11 protein-coding genes are annotated in these 16,909 nt (G+C 66.4%); 4 read left to right on the top strand and 7 right to left on the bottom strand.

From position 1 onward, the window contains the following. Positions 1 to 10: 10 nt before the first annotated feature. The 5 genes from RUU78_RS14590 to RUU78_RS14570 all read right to left on the bottom strand — a co-directional run bounded on the left by RUU78_RS14590 (position 11) and on the right by RUU78_RS14570 (position 4,472). On the bottom strand, positions 11 to 661 hold the full coding sequence (locus tag RUU78_RS14590; protein WP_313917819.1) for a DUF2491 family protein: 651 nt from the start codon (positions 659 to 661) through the stop codon (positions 11 to 13). Then, complete coding sequence (locus RUU78_RS14585; protein WP_313917818.1) at positions 658 to 1,710, bottom strand: potassium channel family protein; 1,053 nt, start codon at positions 1,708 to 1,710, stop codon at positions 658 to 660. Before RUU78_RS14585 ends, RUU78_RS14590 begins: the two co-directional genes overlap by 4 nt. A gap of 100 nt (positions 1,711 to 1,810) precedes the next feature. Then, positions 1,811 to 2,566, bottom strand: a complete 756-nt coding sequence (locus RUU78_RS14580; RefSeq protein ID WP_313917815.1) for a PspA/IM30 family protein — start codon at positions 2,564 to 2,566, stop codon at positions 1,811 to 1,813. Between the two features lie 6 nt (positions 2,567 to 2,572). Beyond that, on the bottom strand, positions 2,573 to 2,998 hold the full coding sequence (locus tag RUU78_RS14575; protein WP_313917813.1) for a YjfI family protein: 426 nt from the start codon (positions 2,996 to 2,998) through the stop codon (positions 2,573 to 2,575). A gap of 334 nt (positions 2,999 to 3,332) precedes the next feature. Continuing rightward, on the bottom strand, positions 3,333 to 4,472 hold the full coding sequence (locus tag RUU78_RS14570) for an OmpA family protein (RefSeq protein ID WP_313917811.1): 1,140 nt from the start codon (positions 4,470 to 4,472) through the stop codon (positions 3,333 to 3,335). A gap of 807 nt (positions 4,473 to 5,279) precedes the next feature. Between RUU78_RS14570 and RUU78_RS14565 the strand changes: the two genes are divergently transcribed. The 3 genes from RUU78_RS14565 (at position 5,280) to RUU78_RS14555 (ending at position 11,185) form a co-directional block, all read left to right on the top strand. Then, complete coding sequence (locus RUU78_RS14565; RefSeq protein WP_313917809.1) at positions 5,280 to 5,999, top strand: TerC family protein; 720 nt, start codon at positions 5,280 to 5,282, stop codon at positions 5,997 to 5,999. A 140-nt stretch (positions 6,000 to 6,139) separates the two neighbouring features. Further along, positions 6,140 to 8,161: an NADPH-dependent 2,4-dienoyl-CoA reductase gene (locus RUU78_RS14560; RefSeq protein ID WP_313917807.1), complete on the top strand. Its 2,022-nt coding sequence runs from the start codon at positions 6,140 to 6,142 to the stop codon at positions 8,159 to 8,161. A 123-nt stretch (positions 8,162 to 8,284) separates the two neighbouring features. Continuing rightward, positions 8,285 to 11,185, top strand: coding sequence for a hypothetical protein (locus tag RUU78_RS14555; RefSeq protein WP_313917805.1), 2,901 nt, complete (start codon positions 8,285 to 8,287; stop codon positions 11,183 to 11,185). Between the two features lie 191 nt (positions 11,186 to 11,376). On the opposite strand, the gene prpC is transcribed toward RUU78_RS14555, so the two are convergent. Next, a complete protein-coding gene (gene prpC / locus RUU78_RS14550; RefSeq protein ID WP_313917803.1) occupies positions 11,377 to 12,531 on the bottom strand; it encodes a 2-methylcitrate synthase in 1,155 nt (384 codons plus the stop codon). A 780-nt stretch (positions 12,532 to 13,311) separates the two neighbouring features. Continuing rightward, positions 13,312 to 14,199, bottom strand: a complete 888-nt coding sequence (prpB, locus tag RUU78_RS14545) for a methylisocitrate lyase (protein ID WP_313917801.1) — start codon at positions 14,197 to 14,199, stop codon at positions 13,312 to 13,314. Between the two features lie 225 nt (positions 14,200 to 14,424). Here prpB and RUU78_RS14540 point away from each other — a divergent pair, with 225 nt between their 5' ends. Further along, positions 14,425 to 16,821: a serine/threonine-protein kinase gene (locus RUU78_RS14540; protein WP_313917799.1), complete on the top strand. Its 2,397-nt coding sequence runs from the start codon at positions 14,425 to 14,427 to the stop codon at positions 16,819 to 16,821. Positions 16,822 to 16,909: the final 88 nt, after the last annotated feature.

Below are 16,909 nucleotides of genomic sequence, written 5' to 3'. Positions count from 1 at the left end.
CTAGCTCCTTTCAGGTGACGGTGAGGTCGGCCTGGCTCACGTCCACGCCGACCGAGAAGGTGATGCAATATTCGTTCGGGCCGTAGTCTTCGGCACTGACGAGCACATATTCATAGCGATCGAGTCCAGGCACGAGACGCTGGTACAGCATCGCATAGTGGGTCAGTTCGTAGTCCGGTTCGCGGAAGTCCTTGTTGTAGACCTTTTCGTCGAACACGACCGGCGGCGCCCAGTCACCCGTGACGCCTTCGCCCCAGACGCGATCGTAGCGCTGGCCGTTGACGTCCAGTTGCGCCGCACCGATCTGCGAACCGCGCTTGACCCAGTCGTTGAACGCGGTTTGGTTCGGCGGATTGACGGTCTCGTGGAAAACGAACAGCTTGACGTCGTCCATCTGGCCCGCCGTGGTGCTGACCTGCACGAATGCGTCATCGGTGAGGTAGTAGCGATGCAGGCGTGATCCGCCACCGAGTTCAACCTCGCCCCAGGCCTCGATCAGCTGATTGCCCTCGGGCGCCTCGAACAGCAGGCGGTCGCCAGCGACGCGGAACGGCAGACTGTCCACCGCGACGGCGCCCTTCAGGCGCAGGCCGAGCGGACCGACCGGAGCAATCGCCGGCTCCTCGGGCTTGGATCCGAACATCTTTCCCAACCAGCTCATGGTGTACAGGCTCCCCAATTGATGCGCGCCGGGTCGACGCGCTGATCGGCGATGTAGTACAGCGTCGCGTTGGCGGCGACGCGGTCACTATCGGGCGGGTTGAGGCGCGGTTGCGCACCCACGCCCGCGGTATAGCCGAGCAAGGTCACGCCGAGCTCGTGCTTGAAGACATTGAACAGCTTGCCGTAGCCCAGGCCCTGGCTCTGCGCCGGCACGCGCAGGCTGAACTGCGTCGCGCCGCCGGCGATGGACAGCAGTTCCGCGGCGACGGCGGCACTGCCGGCATCCTGCGCCGCGCGCACCATGACCTCGACATGCAGTGGCAGTACGCATTCGACGGCCGGATAGTGGGCCTTGAGCACGGCGCAGGTTTCACAGCGCTCGAAGGTCACGACGACATGGCCGCGCACCTTGTTCGCGAGTACGGCGAAGGCCGCAGCCAGGGTCTGCTCGTCGCTCGCGGCATTGACGATGATACGGGCCGCGGCGGCGATGCCGGCGCGCTGGTAACAGACCGGGTCGGCCAGCGAGTCGACGCGCACGAAGCGGACGTGCTCGGGCCGCGGATTCTCCATTTCTTCCGACGCGACAAGGACGATGCCCTCGTCGTCGGTAGTGCTGTCCTGGCTCAGAAGATCCAGCATGCGCAAGGTATCGCGTCCCATCCAGCCCACGATGACGGTATGGCCGCTCATGCCGGGATAACTGTGCTTGCCCATGGCCCTGCGCCTCCAGGTATCGATCAATCCGGTGGTTGCCTTGCCGATGAACATGGCGAACAGCGTGACCCCGCCGGGCAGCAACCAGAGCACGGCGATCCAGCGTCCGGCCGGTGTCTGCGGCGAGAGGTCGCCGTAGCCGATCGTGGTCGCGGTAACGACGTAGTAGTAGAACCAGTCGGTGAACGTGACCAGCTTTTCCTCGCCGGCCAGCAGCATCAGTTCCCAACTGACAAGACAGTGCAGCAGCACGATGCCGAACAGTACGCCCCAGCTCATCAGCGCCAGATGCCGGTGGAACGCCCGCATCAGCCGAACCCAGACTGGCATACGCCCTCCCCGTACTCATGCCTGGCTGCGGTTCACGCCCCCGTCCGCCGCAACCTCCCTCGACATACGCCCGCCGGCATGGCCGGCGGGCGCCGTCCGATCAACTGCTCTTGCTGGCCGCACCCGCGTGGTCGAGCTGCGGAACGCCGTCGTGACTGATGGCCTTCGGCGTCGCCGACTCGAAACGCGCGAGGATGGAATCCGCCGAGGATTCACCGGCGACGATGCCGGCCTGGGCAAGACGCCGCTGCAAATCGGTATCTTCACCGGTGGCCTTGGCCATTTCGTCGGCCACTTCGAGCTGCGCGGCACGCTCGGTCTGGCGCAGCTTGATACGCTCCAGTGAGTCCAGCGCGGTGCCGAGCTTCGCACCGGTGCCGGCGCTCTGGGCGGCCAGCGCCGCCTGTGCGCGCTGCACACTTTCGGTGGCCTTGACCGTGTCGATCTGCTGTTTCAGGCGCGTGATCACGGTTTCGGCCTGACGCGAGGCAGTCTGCAGCTTGGTGATACTGGTGTCGTAGTCGCCGATGATCTTGCCTTCGGTCGCGATGTCGGCCTCGATCTGCGCGAGCTTGGTCGCTACCTCTTGCGCAAGACCGCGGTTGTCGCGCGCGAGCGCCTCACGGATGTAGTTGCTGTATTCGGTCTGCTTGGCTTTCTTGTCGTTTAGCTTGTCGTTCGCAATCTTGCGCTGCGCCATGATCTTGGCGAGGTCGTCGCGCGAACGCAGCAGCGCGTTCTGCGCGTCGCGCACTTCCTGATCGAGGATGCGCATCGCGTTGGCGTCGACCACAGCCGTGCCGGCTTCATGCGCGGCGCCGCGGAACAGGGTGATGATCTTGGTCCAGATGGCCATGGGCGGTCACTTCAGATGGTCGGCGAAGGCCTCGGCGGCCTGGATGGTGTTGTCGGCGAGTGCGTGGATTTCCTCCACGACGGCCACCAGCGGCGAGCGACTGGAGAGTTCGCCGAATACGATGTAGAGATCATCGTTGCCGACACTCTGCAGGCCCAGGTTGGACAGCGGGTTGACCGGGTTCAGGCGCAGGCAGGCCTCGTTGAAGGCGTTGCGGTCCTTGACCTGGCTGGCCAGGCACAGCGGCGAGGAAACGAAGATCTGCTCGCCGGACACGGCCAGATGCATGGCCAGATCGCCGTGCTCGTGCATGGCGATGTTGATGGTGGCGTCAACGCCGCCGACAAGGTTGAGCTCTATGCCTTCGAGATCGACGCTCGTATCGGAGCGCAACGCCTCGAACAGCGATTCGGTAGTCCAGGGGGTGTTCACGATGTACCTAGCCTCCTGCGAAAAATCGTGAGTGGTGGCGCTGCTGCCATTGCAACGCGCCAACGTGACAGGAGCGAACACGGGGCCATTCCTGCGCGGCGGCGGCGCGGTGGCTAATCTGACGGCTAACGCGCGCGGGTACAAGTCCCGCGAGTGGGACTTGCGGCGGAACGGCGAGGCTGTCGCGAGGCCGGGCGACGACGTCGCATCAGGAGCGAGGCGCGAGCATTCCACCGGGCCAGCACGGCCGGCACACGAGTGCGCCTGCGCCGGGCCCACATAAAGAAAGCCCGGCTTGCGCCGGGCTTTCAGGTGTTGCCTTGAACGACAGCGCTTACTTCTGCGCTTCGAGTTCGGTGCGGCGGTTACGCGCGCGGCCTTCCTTCGTGTCGTTGGTGTCGATCGGACGCGATTCGCCGTAACCGGTCGGGCCGGACAGACGACCAGCGTCGATGCCGTGCGAGGTCAGGTAGTCATACACGATGCGCGCGCGGCGCTCGGACAGACCCTGGTTGTACTCGTCGGTACCGACGGCATCGGTATGGCCGATGACTTCGACGCGGACGGCCGAGTTGCGCTGCAGCGTGTCGACGGCCTGATCCAGGATTGCGATCGAGTCGGCGGTCGGTTCCTGCAGGGTCGGGCCGATGTTCGACTCACCCTTCTTCGGACGGTCGAACTTGAAGTTCACGCCACGCAGATCGATCGTGACCACGAGCGGGCAACCATCCGGACCGACGTTGGTGCCGGCCGGGGTCGAGGCGCAACGGTCGTCGCAGTTGTTCACGCCGTCCTTGTCGTCGTCCAGGTCGCGGCACGAGGTTTCGTTCGGCTTGACCGGCGGATCGTTACGGACTTCGTTCGGAGCGACGACGCCGTCACCACCACCAAAGTTGATCAGCAGGCCGACGCTGGCGATCGCATCGATGAAGCCGGTGCTGTCGTCGGAGGTGTAGAACTGACGCGAGTTGTTGTCGCGGTCATAGCGGGCAGCGATTTCGGCGCGGAAGGCGAGACGATCGCTGAAGCCGTGCTGGATACCGCCACCGACGGTGAGCATCGGATCCCAGCCATTGACCTTGAACGGGCGCAGGTTGTCGCCCGAGATCGCAGCGTGACGCAGGAAGCCGAGGCCGCCCATCACGTACGGACGCCAGGAGCTGCCGGAATCGCCGAAGAAGTAGCGACCGGCAAAGCCGACGCCGGCATTTTCGAATTCGCGGCCGTCACGGAGCGAGCCGTCTTCGAACTGGGCATTGTTGTGCGTCAGTTCGAAATCGACCGCGAAGTTCGGGGTCGACCAGTAGCCGATGCCGATACCGGTGAACAGCGACGCATCGGTTTCGCGGTCGCTGTCCGGGATCACGGCGCCGATGCGCGGAGCGATGTACCAGTTGCTGTAGTCCTGCGCCTGCGCCGAGCCAATACCGGCCAGTGACAGGGCAATCAGGGCAAACAAGCCATTACGTTTCATTCGGAGTCTCCTCATTGGTGTTATCGCGCGCGTCCACTCCACCCCGTACGGACGCAAAGCTCGTTCACTTTAACAATTAAAAGCGGCGATGGCGTGGCTTAACATTTGGGCCCATTCCTGGGCGGCCGGCAGTCTAGCAAAATCAACGACCTGTAACTACCGCGCTCCCTGCCCGTTCATGCGCCGCTCAGTAGAGTCTTAACAATTCGCGTGTTTATTGCGCAAACGAAGTCACGACGGTGTGAATGGCCCCCAGGCGCAGGGCCCGCGGCAGCGCAGCATGATGCTGCGCTGCGCTGGAGTACGGTGTCGGCTGGTGACACCCCGATTTCTGCGGCAGGCCAGCAATCCATACTCGTGCCCTGGTGACGACCAGGAGCGATGCGGCAGCATGTCGACGGCACGGCGTGACCACGCGCCGAAAGCTCTGAGTGCACGCCCGCAACCGCGACATGCCGGATCCACCGCCCGCACACACCTATGTGAAAGGCTCATTCCCGGGAGCCAGAGGCGAATTCCTGTTTGCGCAGGTCAAAGCCGCTGCTGGTCGACTGCCAACTTTCGCGGTGGATCCGGACCTGCCCGCTTGACCTTGGCCGCGCCAGCCGCTACTTATGCCCGGATCGAAGGGGAGTAGCTCCTCGCGCGCTGATCGTCATCACGGGCTCTCGCCCCGGTCACGCGGCTGTCGTTCGCCGCCCATCCCGGTAACGCAGTGAGCAAGACCTTCGCCGGACACGGCGAAGTCTTGCCTGCGTTTTTTGCGTGTCCTTGTCCCAGCCAGACAACTGACCTACCGGGGTATCCATGGAATTTCTGTCACCCGACTTCTTCACCGCGCTGTTCGCGATCGTCCTCATCGACCTCGTGCTGGCCGGCGACAACGCAATCGTGATCGCGCTCGCCGCCCGCAGCCTGCCCAAGGATCTGCAGAAGAAAGCGATCTTCTGGGGCACGGCCGGTGCGATCATCGTGCGCACGCTGATGACGCTGGTCGTGGTCTGGCTGCTGCACTTCCCGGGACTGATGTTGGCCGGCGGCCTGCTGCTGATCCCGATCGCGATGAAGCTCCTGTCCGAAGACCACCACGACGACGAACACGAGATCAGCCGGGTCAGCGGCTTCTGGGGTGCGATGCGCACCATCATCATCGCTGACGCCCTGATGGGCCTGGACAACGTACTCGGCGTCGCCGGTGCCGCCCACGGCAACGTCGTGCTCGTGGTGATCGGCCTGCTGATCTCGGTACCCATCGTGGTCGGCGGCAGCACCATCATCCTCAAGCTGGTCGACCGCTATCCGATCGTCATCTATATCGGCGCCGGTGCGCTGCTCTGGACCGCAGGCAAGATGATCATGCACGAGAAATTCGTCGCCAACTGGATCGGCGGCCATTTCGCAATCGAACTCGCAGCCTACGCGGTGATCATCGGCGGCGGCCTGGGCTTCGGCTGGCTGCGCGAGAAAGCGCGGCGGGAGAAGCGAAACCGGGCGCGCGAGCTCAAGGCGCGCGAACTCCCGCAGTGAATCGAGGCCGGCGGAAACGCCGGCATTTTTTTCGTTGCCTGCCGACCATCACGCTATGACCGGGCACCGACCTGCGCTGAGTTGCTGTCTCCAGCCATTCCATGCAAGGTGCGCCGAATCTTCCGCACGGCAGACCGCGCATGAGCGACTACCCGCACCTGTTGGCCCCATTGGACCTGGGCTTCACCACGCTGTCGAACCGGGTGCTCATGGGGTCCATGCACACGGGCCTCGAAGACAAGTCCAGCGACTTCGACAAGCTCGCCGTGTATTTCGCCGAACGCGCGCGAGGCGGCGTCGGACTCATCGTCACAGGCGGCATCGCCCCCAGCATCCGCGGCTGGCTCAAGCCGTTCTCCGGCCGCCTGTCCATGCCCTGGCACGTCGCGCGCCATCGCAAGGTGACAGGCGCGGTGCATGCGGAAGGCGGCAAGGTCTGCGTACAGATCCTGCATGCGGGTCGCTACGCCTATCACCCGCTGTCCGTCGCACCGTCGAAGATCAAATCCCCCATCACGCCGTTCACACCCGCCGAACTGTCGTCGCGTGCGGTCGAATCAACGATTCGCGACTTCGTATCCTCGGCGAAGCTCGCCCAGGATGCCGGCTATGACGGCATCGAGATCATGGGTTCCGAGGGGTACCTCATCAATCAGTTCCTGGTCGAGCGCACGAACAAGCGCAGCGATGACTGGGGCGGCACGCCGGAGAAGCGGCGCCGCTTCGCGGTGGAGATCGTCCGCCGCACACGCGCCGCGGTCGGCGCGAATTTCATCATCGTCTATCGCGTCTCGATGCTGGACCTGGTGGAACAGGGCCAGAGCTGGGACGAAGTGATCGCGCTGGCAAAGGACATCGAAGCCGCCGGGGCCACGCTGATCAACACCGGCATCGGCTGGCACGAAGCACGCGTACCCACGATCGTGACGAGCGTGCCTCGCGGCGCATTCACCTGGGTCACGCGCAAGCTGCGCGGCGAAGTGAAGATTCCGCTGATTACGACCAACCGCATCAACATGCCCGACGTGGCCGAGGCCATCCTCGCGCGCGGCGATGCCGACATGGTGTCGATGGCTCGGCCGCTGCTGGCCGATCCGCAGTGGGTCAACAAGGCGCGTGCCGGCAAGGCCGCCTCCATCAATACCTGCATCGCCTGCAATCAGGCCTGCCTCGACCACGTGTTCGAGAACAAGCGCGCGAGCTGCCTGGTGAATCCGCGCGCGTGCTTTGAGACCGAACTCGTCATCACGCCCGCCGTGAAGAAGAAACGCATCGCCGTGGTCGGCGCCGGACCGGCCGGACTCGCCTGCGCAACCACGCTGGCCGAGCGCGGCCACGCGGTCGTGCTCTACGACGCCGCAGCCGACATCGGCGGCCAGTTCAACATGGCCAAGCGCATTCCGGGCAAGGAAGAGTTCTTCGAGACCCTGCGCTATTTCCGCCAGCGCATAGCCGAAACCGGAGTGACGCTGCATCTGAACACGCGCGTCGACGCAGCGGCGTTGCAGCAGGAGAACTTCGACGAGATCGTGTTCGCGACCGGCGTGCATCCGCGCACGCCGTCGATCACCGGCATCGACCATCGCAAGGTCGTGAGCTATTACGACGTGCTCGCTCGCAACAAACCGGTCGGCCTGCACGTCGCACTGATCGGCGCCGGCGGCATCGGTTTCGACGTGGCCGAATTCCTGACCCAGTCGCATCCCTCGCCAACGACCGACATCGCCCGCTGGTCCGAGGAATGGGGCGTCGACATGAGCTATGCCACGCGCGGAGCCGTGACCAAACCGCATCCCGAGCCGTCCGAACGCCAGGTCTGGCTGCTGCAGCGCACGCCGGGAAAGCCCGGCGAGAAGCTCAACAAGACCACCGGCTGGGTTCATCGCGCGGCGCTGAAGGCGAAGAAAGTGAACATGCTCGTCGGCGTGACCTACGAGCGCATCGACGACGCCGGCCTGCACATCCGCATCGGCGAAGCGAGCGAAGTGCTGCCGGTCGACACCGTCGTGCTCTGTGCCGGCCAGGAATCCAACCGCCGCGACTACGACGCTGCGCTCGCGCAAGGACTCAAGGCGCATGTGATCGGCGGCGCCGATGTCGCGGCCGAGCTCGACGCCAAGCGTGCAATTGCGCAAGGCACGCGCCTGGCAGCCAGCCTGTAGCGAACCCGGCAGAGCCGGCCGAGGGCCGGGACGTGCGTCACGTCACGCCCGTGCAGCGACCCGTTTCACTTCCCTGCACCGTAATGCGTATTACGGTGTAGTACTTTTTGATGGGAAGTTGCCATGACAGTCACCGCATCGCGCCAGGCAGGCATCTGCGCCGCCGTCCTCGTCGCGTTCACGACGACCACCGCGTCCGCCGCAGTCGGATCCTGGAGCACCGCCGGCCCGAGCGGCGGCAACGTGACGGCACTCGCCGGCTACGAGGCGTCGCCGTCGACGCTCTGGGTCGCCGGCCGCGGCGGCGTATTCCGCACGACCAGCAACGGCAATTCCTGGACACGCATCGAGATCGGCTTGCCCGAGGCCATATTCTCCGTCGACCTCGTCGCGGCCACCGCGAGCCCGGTGCTGTATCTCGCGACCAGCCAGCAGGTCTACCGCTCCGGCAACGGCGGCGACCTGTGGATTCCCGTCGCCACGCCGGCGCCCGGAACCTATCTCGGCGATATCGCCCTGCGCCGCGGCAGCACGAATGACATCGCCGCCACCAGCTACCAGCAGCTCCATGTCTCGAACAACGGCGGCGGCACCTGGACCACGGCCGGGAGCATCGCGCCGGGCGGTCCGCAGTACAGCGGCATCGAGTACGCCGCCGACGGCACGATCTACGCCGGCCTGTCGTACAGCGATCCCGGCACCTACGCCGGCGCGGTCGTCGTGCGCAGTACCACGGGCGGCGCGAGCTGGGCTGCCACGCCAGCGCAACCCACGGGCCTGGGCGGCATCGACACGTTGATCAGCGCACCCGGCGCACCGCTGCGCCTGTTCGCCAGCAACAGCCTGTCGGTGGCCACCAGCGCCAACGGCGGCACGAGCTGGAGCAACGTCGCGCTGCCGGCGAGCGGCGCGGCCTGCGGCCAGATCACGCGCATCGCCGCGCATCCGACGGCCCCGAACGGCCTCGTCGTCGCCTGCACGGCTCGCGGCCTTCTGGTGACGGCGGACGCGAGCGTGGCGAGCCCAGCCTGGCAGACCTTCGACGCCAGCAACGGCCTCAGCGCCAACGGCACACAGGCACCGCAGATCTCCGCACTCGTGCTGCATCCGAATTTCCCGACCACCGCGCGCATCTGGGCCGGCGCCAGCGACGGTGGCCTGCTCTCGACCAGCAACGGCGGCACCAGCTGGAGTGCGATCAACACCGGTTTCCAGTCGAGCAATATCCGTGCGCTCGCCACACATCCGGTCGACACCGGCGCCACCGCGGTGTTCCTCGCCGGCTATGGCGATTCAGTCACGACCACACAAGCCATCCATAAATCCGATGACAGCGGCGCGAACTGGGCCATTTCCAACAGCGGCCTGAATGCGGAACAGATTCGCAGCATCGCGATCGACCCGACCACGGTCGACACCGATCCGCTGACGGCGGAGAACTTCACGGTCTACGCTTCGGGCCGTTCCGAACGCATTCCCGCCGCGGCGAACAAGGACGGCGGCGTCTATAAAAGCACCGATGCCGGCGCGAGCTGGACGACGATCGACAGCGGCGTCGCGCTCATCGGCGGACGCCCCGACCTCGGCACCGGCCGCACCATTGCGCTCGATCCACGATCCTGCGTCGCACCTCCGGTCAGCGGCCCCTGCGCCATCGGCAGCGGCGGCTTGCGCAAACTGTTCGTCGCCGGCAGCGGCCGCGCTGACCTGACCGCGCCTGGCCTGCCGTACCTGTCGTCGCGCATCTATCGCTCGACCGATGCCGGCGCGACCTGGACCGGCTCCGAAACCGGCCTGCCGCTGCCGCAGGACCTCGGCCCGCCCGGCGCCCAGAACTACGCCTACATGGGCGGCGTCGTGCCGCTCGTGTTCGACCCGTCCAATACGCAGAACCTTTACATCGGCACGTTTCTGAACTGGTCGCCGGACGTCGCCGGCGCCGCACCGCCGACGATCGCCAACGGGGTGTTCAAGTCCAGCGACGGCGGCAGCAGCTGGGTCCATGCGAGCAATGGCCTGCCGCGCTACGCCGGCGCCGGCAGCACGAACTGGAGCGTGCTCGCGCTCGCGATCAACCCGGCCAACCCGCAGATCCTCTACGCCGGTCTGTCCAACCTGTACGGCCCGACGCCCGCGGGCGATGTATACAAAACCACGAATGGCGGGGCGACCTGGAGCCAGGCCTCCGCCGGCATCGCCGGCCAGGACGTGCGCGCGCTGTTCATCGACCCCAACGATCCCAGCGGCGACACGATCTATGCCGGCACCGGCGGTGACGGTGCGAATCCGGGCGGCGTGTACCGCAGTACCAACGGCGGCGCGAGCTGGAACTCGATCAGTCTGGGCCTGCCGGCCGACGCGGCCACGGCATTGGCGATGCCGCGCCGCATGCCCGGTGCGCCCGCGCGCATCCTCGCCGGCACGACGGCCGGTGTGTGGGACTACACCACGCCGAGCGACGACGATGCGGACGGCGCACCGAGCGCGGTCGAGAACGGCATCCTCGCCGGCGACGGCAACGGCGACGGCATCCAGGATTCGACCCAGACCCGCGTCGCCTCGCTGCCGGCCGCGGGTTTCAGCGCACTCGAAGCCGTCAACGGCGGCGGCAGCGCCACGGTCTCGATACAGGGCGGCAGCTGCACCCAGCTCAATGACACGACGACGCTGGCCGCCGCGCTCTATCCGCCCGACGGCATCGCCGGCGCGGCCAGCCATGACACCTACGGGCTGATCAGCTTCTCCGTGCCGTCGTGCGCCGGCGCCACGCTGCGCGTACGCTTCCACAGTGCGACCTTCGGTACCAACTGGAGCTGGCGCAACTACGGTCCGCGCACGCCGGGCGATGCCACGACCTTCGGCTGGTACCGCTTCGCCGGCGCGCGCCAGATCGACGCGCAGACCTGGGAGCTGTCGATCGATGCGCTGCGCCAGGGCAACTACCGCGCCGACGCGAACGACATCCTGTTCGTCGGCGGTCCGGCGCAATCGGCGGAGCTGATCTTCTCCGACGGGTATCAGTAGGCGCGTCGAGGAGCAGCGGTGCTGCGACGAGACGGGCAGCAGCCGCAAGTCGCGCGGACTTCTCGCGACTGAAGAACCAAAAAAGCCGAGGCAGCAATGCCTCGGCTTTTCGTTGTCGCGCAAACCCGCAACCGCGAAGCGGATTCCCGCCGCCAGTGACAGCGCGCCGGGCAACCGCGTCGTGCGCGCGGTCAGCGTTTCTCGATCGGCATGAACTCGCGATCGTCGGGCCCGATGTAGTTCGCGCTCGGGCGGATGATCTTGTTGTCGATGCGCTGCTCGATGATGTGCGCGCTCCAGCCCGAGGTGCGCGCGATCACGAACAGCGGTGTGAACATCGCCGTCGGCACGCCCATCATGTGGTAGCTCGACGCGCTGAACCAGTCGAGGTTGGGGAACATCTTCTTGAGATCCATCATCAGCTGCTCGATGCGCTCGGAGACTTCGAACAGATTGCGGTTGCCACCGGCCTCGCAGAGCTGGCGGCTGATGAACTTGATGATGGGATTGCGCGGATCGCCGATGGTGTAGACCGGGTGGCCGAAGCCGATGATGATTTCCTTTTTCTCCATGCGCGCGCGGATATCCGCTTCGGCCTCATCGGCGCTGCGGTAGCGCGAGATGATGTCCATCGCGACCTCGTTCGCGCCGCCATGCTTGGGACCGCGCAGCGCGCCGATCGCGCCGGTGATGGCGGAATAGAAATCGCTGTTGGTGCCGGCAATGACGCGCGCGGTAAACGTGGAGGCGTTGAATTCGTGCTCGGCGTAGAGGATCAGCGACTGGTCCAGCGCGCGCACATGCAGCTCGCTCGCGGCTTTGCCGTGCAGCAGGTTCAGGAAATGGCCAGCGATGGAATCGTCGTCGGTCTCGGTGTCGATACGGCGGCCGTTGTGGCTGAAGTGGTACCAGTACAGCAGCATGGAGCCGAAGCAGGCCATGAGCCGGTCGGCGATGTCGCGCGCTTCGGAAACGGGATGCGATTCCTTTTCCGGCAGCACGGTACCGAGCACCGACGCGCCGGTGCGCATCACGTCCATCGGATGCGTGGCCGCGGGCAGCAGTTCCAGCGCCGCCTTGACCGGCTGCGGCAGGCCGCGCAGGCGCTTGAGCTTGGTGCGATAGGCGCGCAGCTCCGCATGCGTCGGCAGGTGCTCGTGCACCAGCAGGTGAGCCACTTCCTCGAACGTGGCCTTTTCCGCGAGATCGGCGATGTCGTAGCCGCGGTAGTGCAGATCGTTGCCGCTGCGGCCGACGGTGCAGACCGCGGTATTGCCGGCGGCCACGCCGGACAGGGCCACCGACTTCTTGGCCTTGGGAAGAATTTGCTGAGGCGCTTCGCTCATATGCACTCCGTTAAAGATTTCGGTAAACGTCCGCAGCGCGGCACTTGGGCCGTGCACCAGATCTCCACAACCCCGCTGACGCCCGCTTTGCGGGCCTCAGCCGCCCCCTTGACTCAAGGGGGCTCCAACATCAGGAGCCACTACCGGATCAGGTTTCCACTGATTCCGGCGGTATGCAGGCACGCATTAGTCACTGAATTCTTCCGCCTCGATGCGTTCGCAGCGATCGACGGACTGGTATTCGTTGGCGCCATCGAGTGCGGTGTCGACGACCCAGCATTCCTCTAAAGATTTCGGTAAACGTCCGCAGCATGGCACTTGGGCCTTGCTCCAGATCTCCACAACCTTTGCATGTATCTCGGTAAACGTCCGCAGCATGGCACTTGGGCCGTGCTCCAGATCTCCACAACCTTTGCATGTATCTCGGTAAACGTCCGCAGCATGGCACTTGGGCCGTGCTCCAGATCTCCACAACCCCGCTGACGCCCGCTTCGCGGGCCTCAGCCGCCCCCTTGACTCAAGGGGGCTCCAACATCGATATAAAGAACGCACCTACTCACGTTTTCGCTGATTTCGGCTGTGCGCGCGCTTGCTTCAATCGTTGAATTCTTCCGCTTCGACGCGGTCGCAGCGATCGACCGGGTGATAGGCGTCCTCGCGGTTTTTCGTAGCGCTCTCGGCCACCCAGCATTCGTCGAGCGTCGAGCAGAAGCACACACGCCGTTCCAGTCGCGCCGGCGGCGCGTCTGCAGATCCGCGTCGGGCACCGCGTCGCTCATCTTATTCGCCAGACTTCGCGAACAGCTCGTCGAGCTTGCGCTCGTAGGCGTGGTAGCCGAGGAAGTCGTACAGCGCGTCGCGCGTCTGCATGCCCGGCACGGCAGCCTTCTGCGTGCCGTCGCGGCGCACGGTCTCGTAGAAGTTCAGCGCGGCCTGGTTCATCGCACGGTAGGCGCCGCAGCAGTACAGCACGATGTCCACGCCCGCGCTGCCGAGTTCGGTCGTGGTGAACAGCGGGGTCTGGCCGAACTCGGTGATGTTGGCGAGGATCGGCACCTTCACCGCGTCGCGGAACGTGCGGTACTGGTCCAGCGTGTAGATCGCCTCGGGGAAGATCATGTCAGCGCCGGCCTCGACGCAGGCCTGAGCGCGCTCGATTGCCTTGTCCAGTCCTTCGACCGCAATCGCGTCGGTGCGCGCCATGATGACGAAGCCCTCGTCGTGGCGCGCGTCGACCGCGGCCTTGATGCGGTCGACCATCTCGTCTTTCGGCACGATCGCCTTGCCCGGACGATGGCCGCAGCGCTTGGCGGCGACCTGGTCTTCGATATGCATTGCGCCGGCACCGGCCTTTATCAGCGAGCGCACGGTGCGGGCGATGTTGAATGCACCGCCCCAGCCGGTGTCGACGTCGACGAGCAGCGGCAAGGAACATACGTCAGTGATGCGGCGGATGTCGGTCAGCACGTCTTCCATCGTGCTGATGCCGAGGTCCGGCATGCCCAGCGAGTTCGCCGCCACGCCGCCGCCGGAGAGATAGATCGCCTTGAAGCCGGTGCGCTCGGCCATGCGCGCGGCGTAGGCAGTGATCGTGCCGACGACCTGCAGCGGCTGTTCGGCGGCGACGGCGGCGCGGAAACGGGCGCCGGCACTGAGGTTCTGGCTCATCGGGATCTCCGCTCAAAGAGCGCGATTTTAAGCCAGTTCGGCGTTTTGGGCAGCGTCGGCGCAGCTACTGGCCAAATCGGCACGCAAACGTGCGTTCGGGTTGTCCGGCCAACTGCTCGCTGCGACCGTACCAGCGCGGTCTGCGGGCATACTCGCCTCAGCGCGGAGAAAGCGTCGCCGTTCTGCGTACCGTCAACCACCGCGCCACTCCAGGGTTCCGCCGCCGTGACCACGCCTACCAATACCGGCCCGCAGGACTACTCCCGGCGCAAAGCCCTGTTCCTCGAACTGCACGAGGCCGACGCAGCGCGGCGCCAGGCCGGCCTCGCCGCGCTGGATCAGACCGACGCGGCACTGGCCGCGGAACTGCGTCGCATGCTCGCCGCCGCGGAGACACCCCTGCCCAGCCTCGACCAGACCACACAGGACCTCGCGCCGGCCGAATTCCCGCGCTACCGCTGCCTGCGCGAACTCGGCCGCGGCGGCATGGGCCGGGTGTGGCTGGCCGAACGCAGCGACGGCGCGTTCGTACAGCGCTACGCGCTCAAGCAGCTCGACCGCGAGCGCTGGTCTGACGCCGAGCACGAACGTTTCGTGCGCGAACGCCAGATCCTGGCGGAACTCGACCATCGCCATATCGCCAGCCTCGTCGACGGCGGCAGCGACTCGCGCGGCGCCCCGTTTCTCGTCACCGCCTACGTCGACGGCGCCCGCATCGACGACTGGTGCGAGCAACAGGGTCTCGGCGTACGCGAACGCGTCGCGCTCGTGCGTGATCTGGCCGACGCGATCGCCTGTGCGCACCGGCGCCTCATCGTGCATCGCGACATAAAGCCCGCGAACGTGCTGGTCGGCGGCGACGGCGTGGCCAAGCTGCTCGACTTCGGCATCGCCAAGCTGCTCGACGGCAACAGCGGCACGACGACCGCCGAGGGCGGCAGCCTGATGACCCTGCGTTACGCGGCGCCGGAGCAGGTGCGCGGCGAACGCGTGGGCGTGGGCTGCGATATCTACGCGCTCGGCGTGCTGCTGTATGAACTCGTCGCCGGTACCTCACCGTACGCGCAGAGCCAGGGCGCCGCCGCGCTGACCCAGGCCATCCTGCAGTGCGAGCCCGAGCCGCTGTCGCGGAGCGCCGCGTCGCGCAACCGGGGTGGCATCGATCGCGATCTCGATGCGATCTGTGCGAAGGCACTGCGCAAGCGGCCGGAAGACCGCTATGTATCAGCCGACGCGCTGCGCGACGATCTCGACCGATATCTCGCGCGCGAGCCGGTGCAGGCGCGCCGTGGCGAACGCGGCTACCGCCTGCGCCGCGGACTGCTCCGGCACTGGGTCGCAGGACTCGTCACAGCAGCCGTGCTCGGGCTGATCGGCTATCACGTCTACCGCCTCGATGCGCAGCTCGCGCAGACCCAGCGTGAGCGCGACCGCGCGCGCGCCGTCGGGCGCCTGTTCGCTGACTTGTTCGCGAAGGTGCCGCCGGCGGAGGTTCGCGACGGCGAGATCACGGCGCGGCGGCTGCTCGAGCTGACCAGCCGCAGCCTGCTGGAGCGCAGCGGCGGCGGCGAGGACCGCGACCATCTCGACGGGCTGCTGATCGCCGCGATCGCCGACGCGCAGGAGGCACTCGGCCTCAATACCGATGCCGAGAAGCTCTACGCCGAGGCGACGCGGCGCCTGCGTGCCGCCGGCCCGGAATGGATCTTCGACGCGGCCGACGCGGAATCGAAATGGGGCGGCGTCCTCTACGACCTGCGCCGTGGCGAGGAAGCGCTGGCGATACTCGACGAGGGCCGCGAGCGCCTGCGCCGCGAAGGTGCGCAGGACTCGGTCGCCTTCGTCGACCTCGGTGTCACCTCGGGCCTCGTGCTGCAGCAACTCGGCCGCACGGCGCAAGCGCGCGAGCGCTTCGACGAAGCGCTCGCGGCGCATCCGCCGCCGGATCGCGACGGCACCGACGTGCGGCCCGCGGCACTGACCAACCTCGCCGCGCTGGAGATGCTCGAAGGCAACGGCGCGCGCGCCGAGACGCTGCTGCGCGAAGCCGACCGCCTGATCGACCCGTTGCGCGCGGCCCATCCGTCGCGCGCGCTGAAGGTCCGCCTGAACCTGGCGTGGGTGCTGCGCGACCTGGGACAGCACGCCGAGGCGCGCCGCCTGTTCGACGACGTGCTCGCGCGCGGACGCACGTTCTGGGGCACGCCGCACGGCGACCTCAGTATCACGCTGGCGCAGTTCGCCTCGCTCGAACTCGTCACCGGCAACTACGCTCAGGCGGTCGAGAAGCTGGACGAGGGCATCGCGGGCGAAGCCACACTGTTCGGCCCGACCCATGCGCGCGCACGTGCGCTGAAGGCGCTGCGCTTTGTCGCGCTCGTCGCCAATGGCGACAACGCGCAGGCACGCGCGCAGGCCGCGGAGCTGTTCGCGGATAAACCCGCGAGCGGCACCGCCGCCGCCGCTATCGCGCTGCTAGACTGCCGCGAAACGCCGACGGCAGCGCATCTCACGACGCTGCAGCAATTGGCCGGTGGCAACCACATCGGCCGCAACCAGCGCTGGGCCGCGGCGCTGGTGCAGCAGTGGATGACCGAATGCGCCGCGCTGCAGCCGGGCTAAGCCCTCGGTGAGGCCAACCGGCCGATGCGAAACCATTCCCACCCAACCCTTCGGTCCGTTGCGCGTTCAAGGCAGCCAGAACCATGCG

This window comes from Tahibacter sp., from assembly GCF_032229445.1.
Classification (GTDB): Bacteria; Pseudomonadota; Gammaproteobacteria; order Xanthomonadales; family Rhodanobacteraceae; genus Tahibacter.
This window is presented reverse-complemented; position numbering and strand designations above follow the sequence as displayed.

Coding starts and splice junctions, on each gene's coding strand:
- RUU78_RS14590 (WP_313917819.1), bottom strand. CDS start 661: ATGAGCTGGTTGGGAAAGATGTTCGGATCCAAGCCCGAGGAGCCGGCG.
- RUU78_RS14585 (WP_313917818.1), bottom strand. CDS start 1,710: ATGCCAGTCTGGGTTCGGCTGATGCGGGCGTTCCACCGGCATCTGGCG.
- RUU78_RS14580 (WP_313917815.1), bottom strand. CDS start 2,566: ATGGCCATCTGGACCAAGATCATCACCCTGTTCCGCGGCGCCGCGCAT.
- RUU78_RS14570 (WP_313917811.1), bottom strand. CDS start 4,472: ATGAAACGTAATGGCTTGTTTGCCCTGATTGCCCTGTCACTGGCCGGT.
- RUU78_RS14565 (WP_313917809.1), top strand. CDS start 5,280: ATGGAATTTCTGTCACCCGACTTCTTCACCGCGCTGTTCGCGATCGTC.
- RUU78_RS14560 (WP_313917807.1), top strand. CDS start 6,140: ATGAGCGACTACCCGCACCTGTTGGCCCCATTGGACCTGGGCTTCACC.
- RUU78_RS14555 (WP_313917805.1), top strand. CDS start 8,285: ATGACAGTCACCGCATCGCGCCAGGCAGGCATCTGCGCCGCCGTCCTC.
- prpC (WP_313917803.1), bottom strand. CDS start 12,531: ATGAGCGAAGCGCCTCAGCAAATTCTTCCCAAGGCCAAGAAGTCGGTG.
- prpB (WP_313917801.1), bottom strand. CDS start 14,199: ATGAGCCAGAACCTCAGTGCCGGCGCCCGTTTCCGCGCCGCCGTCGCC.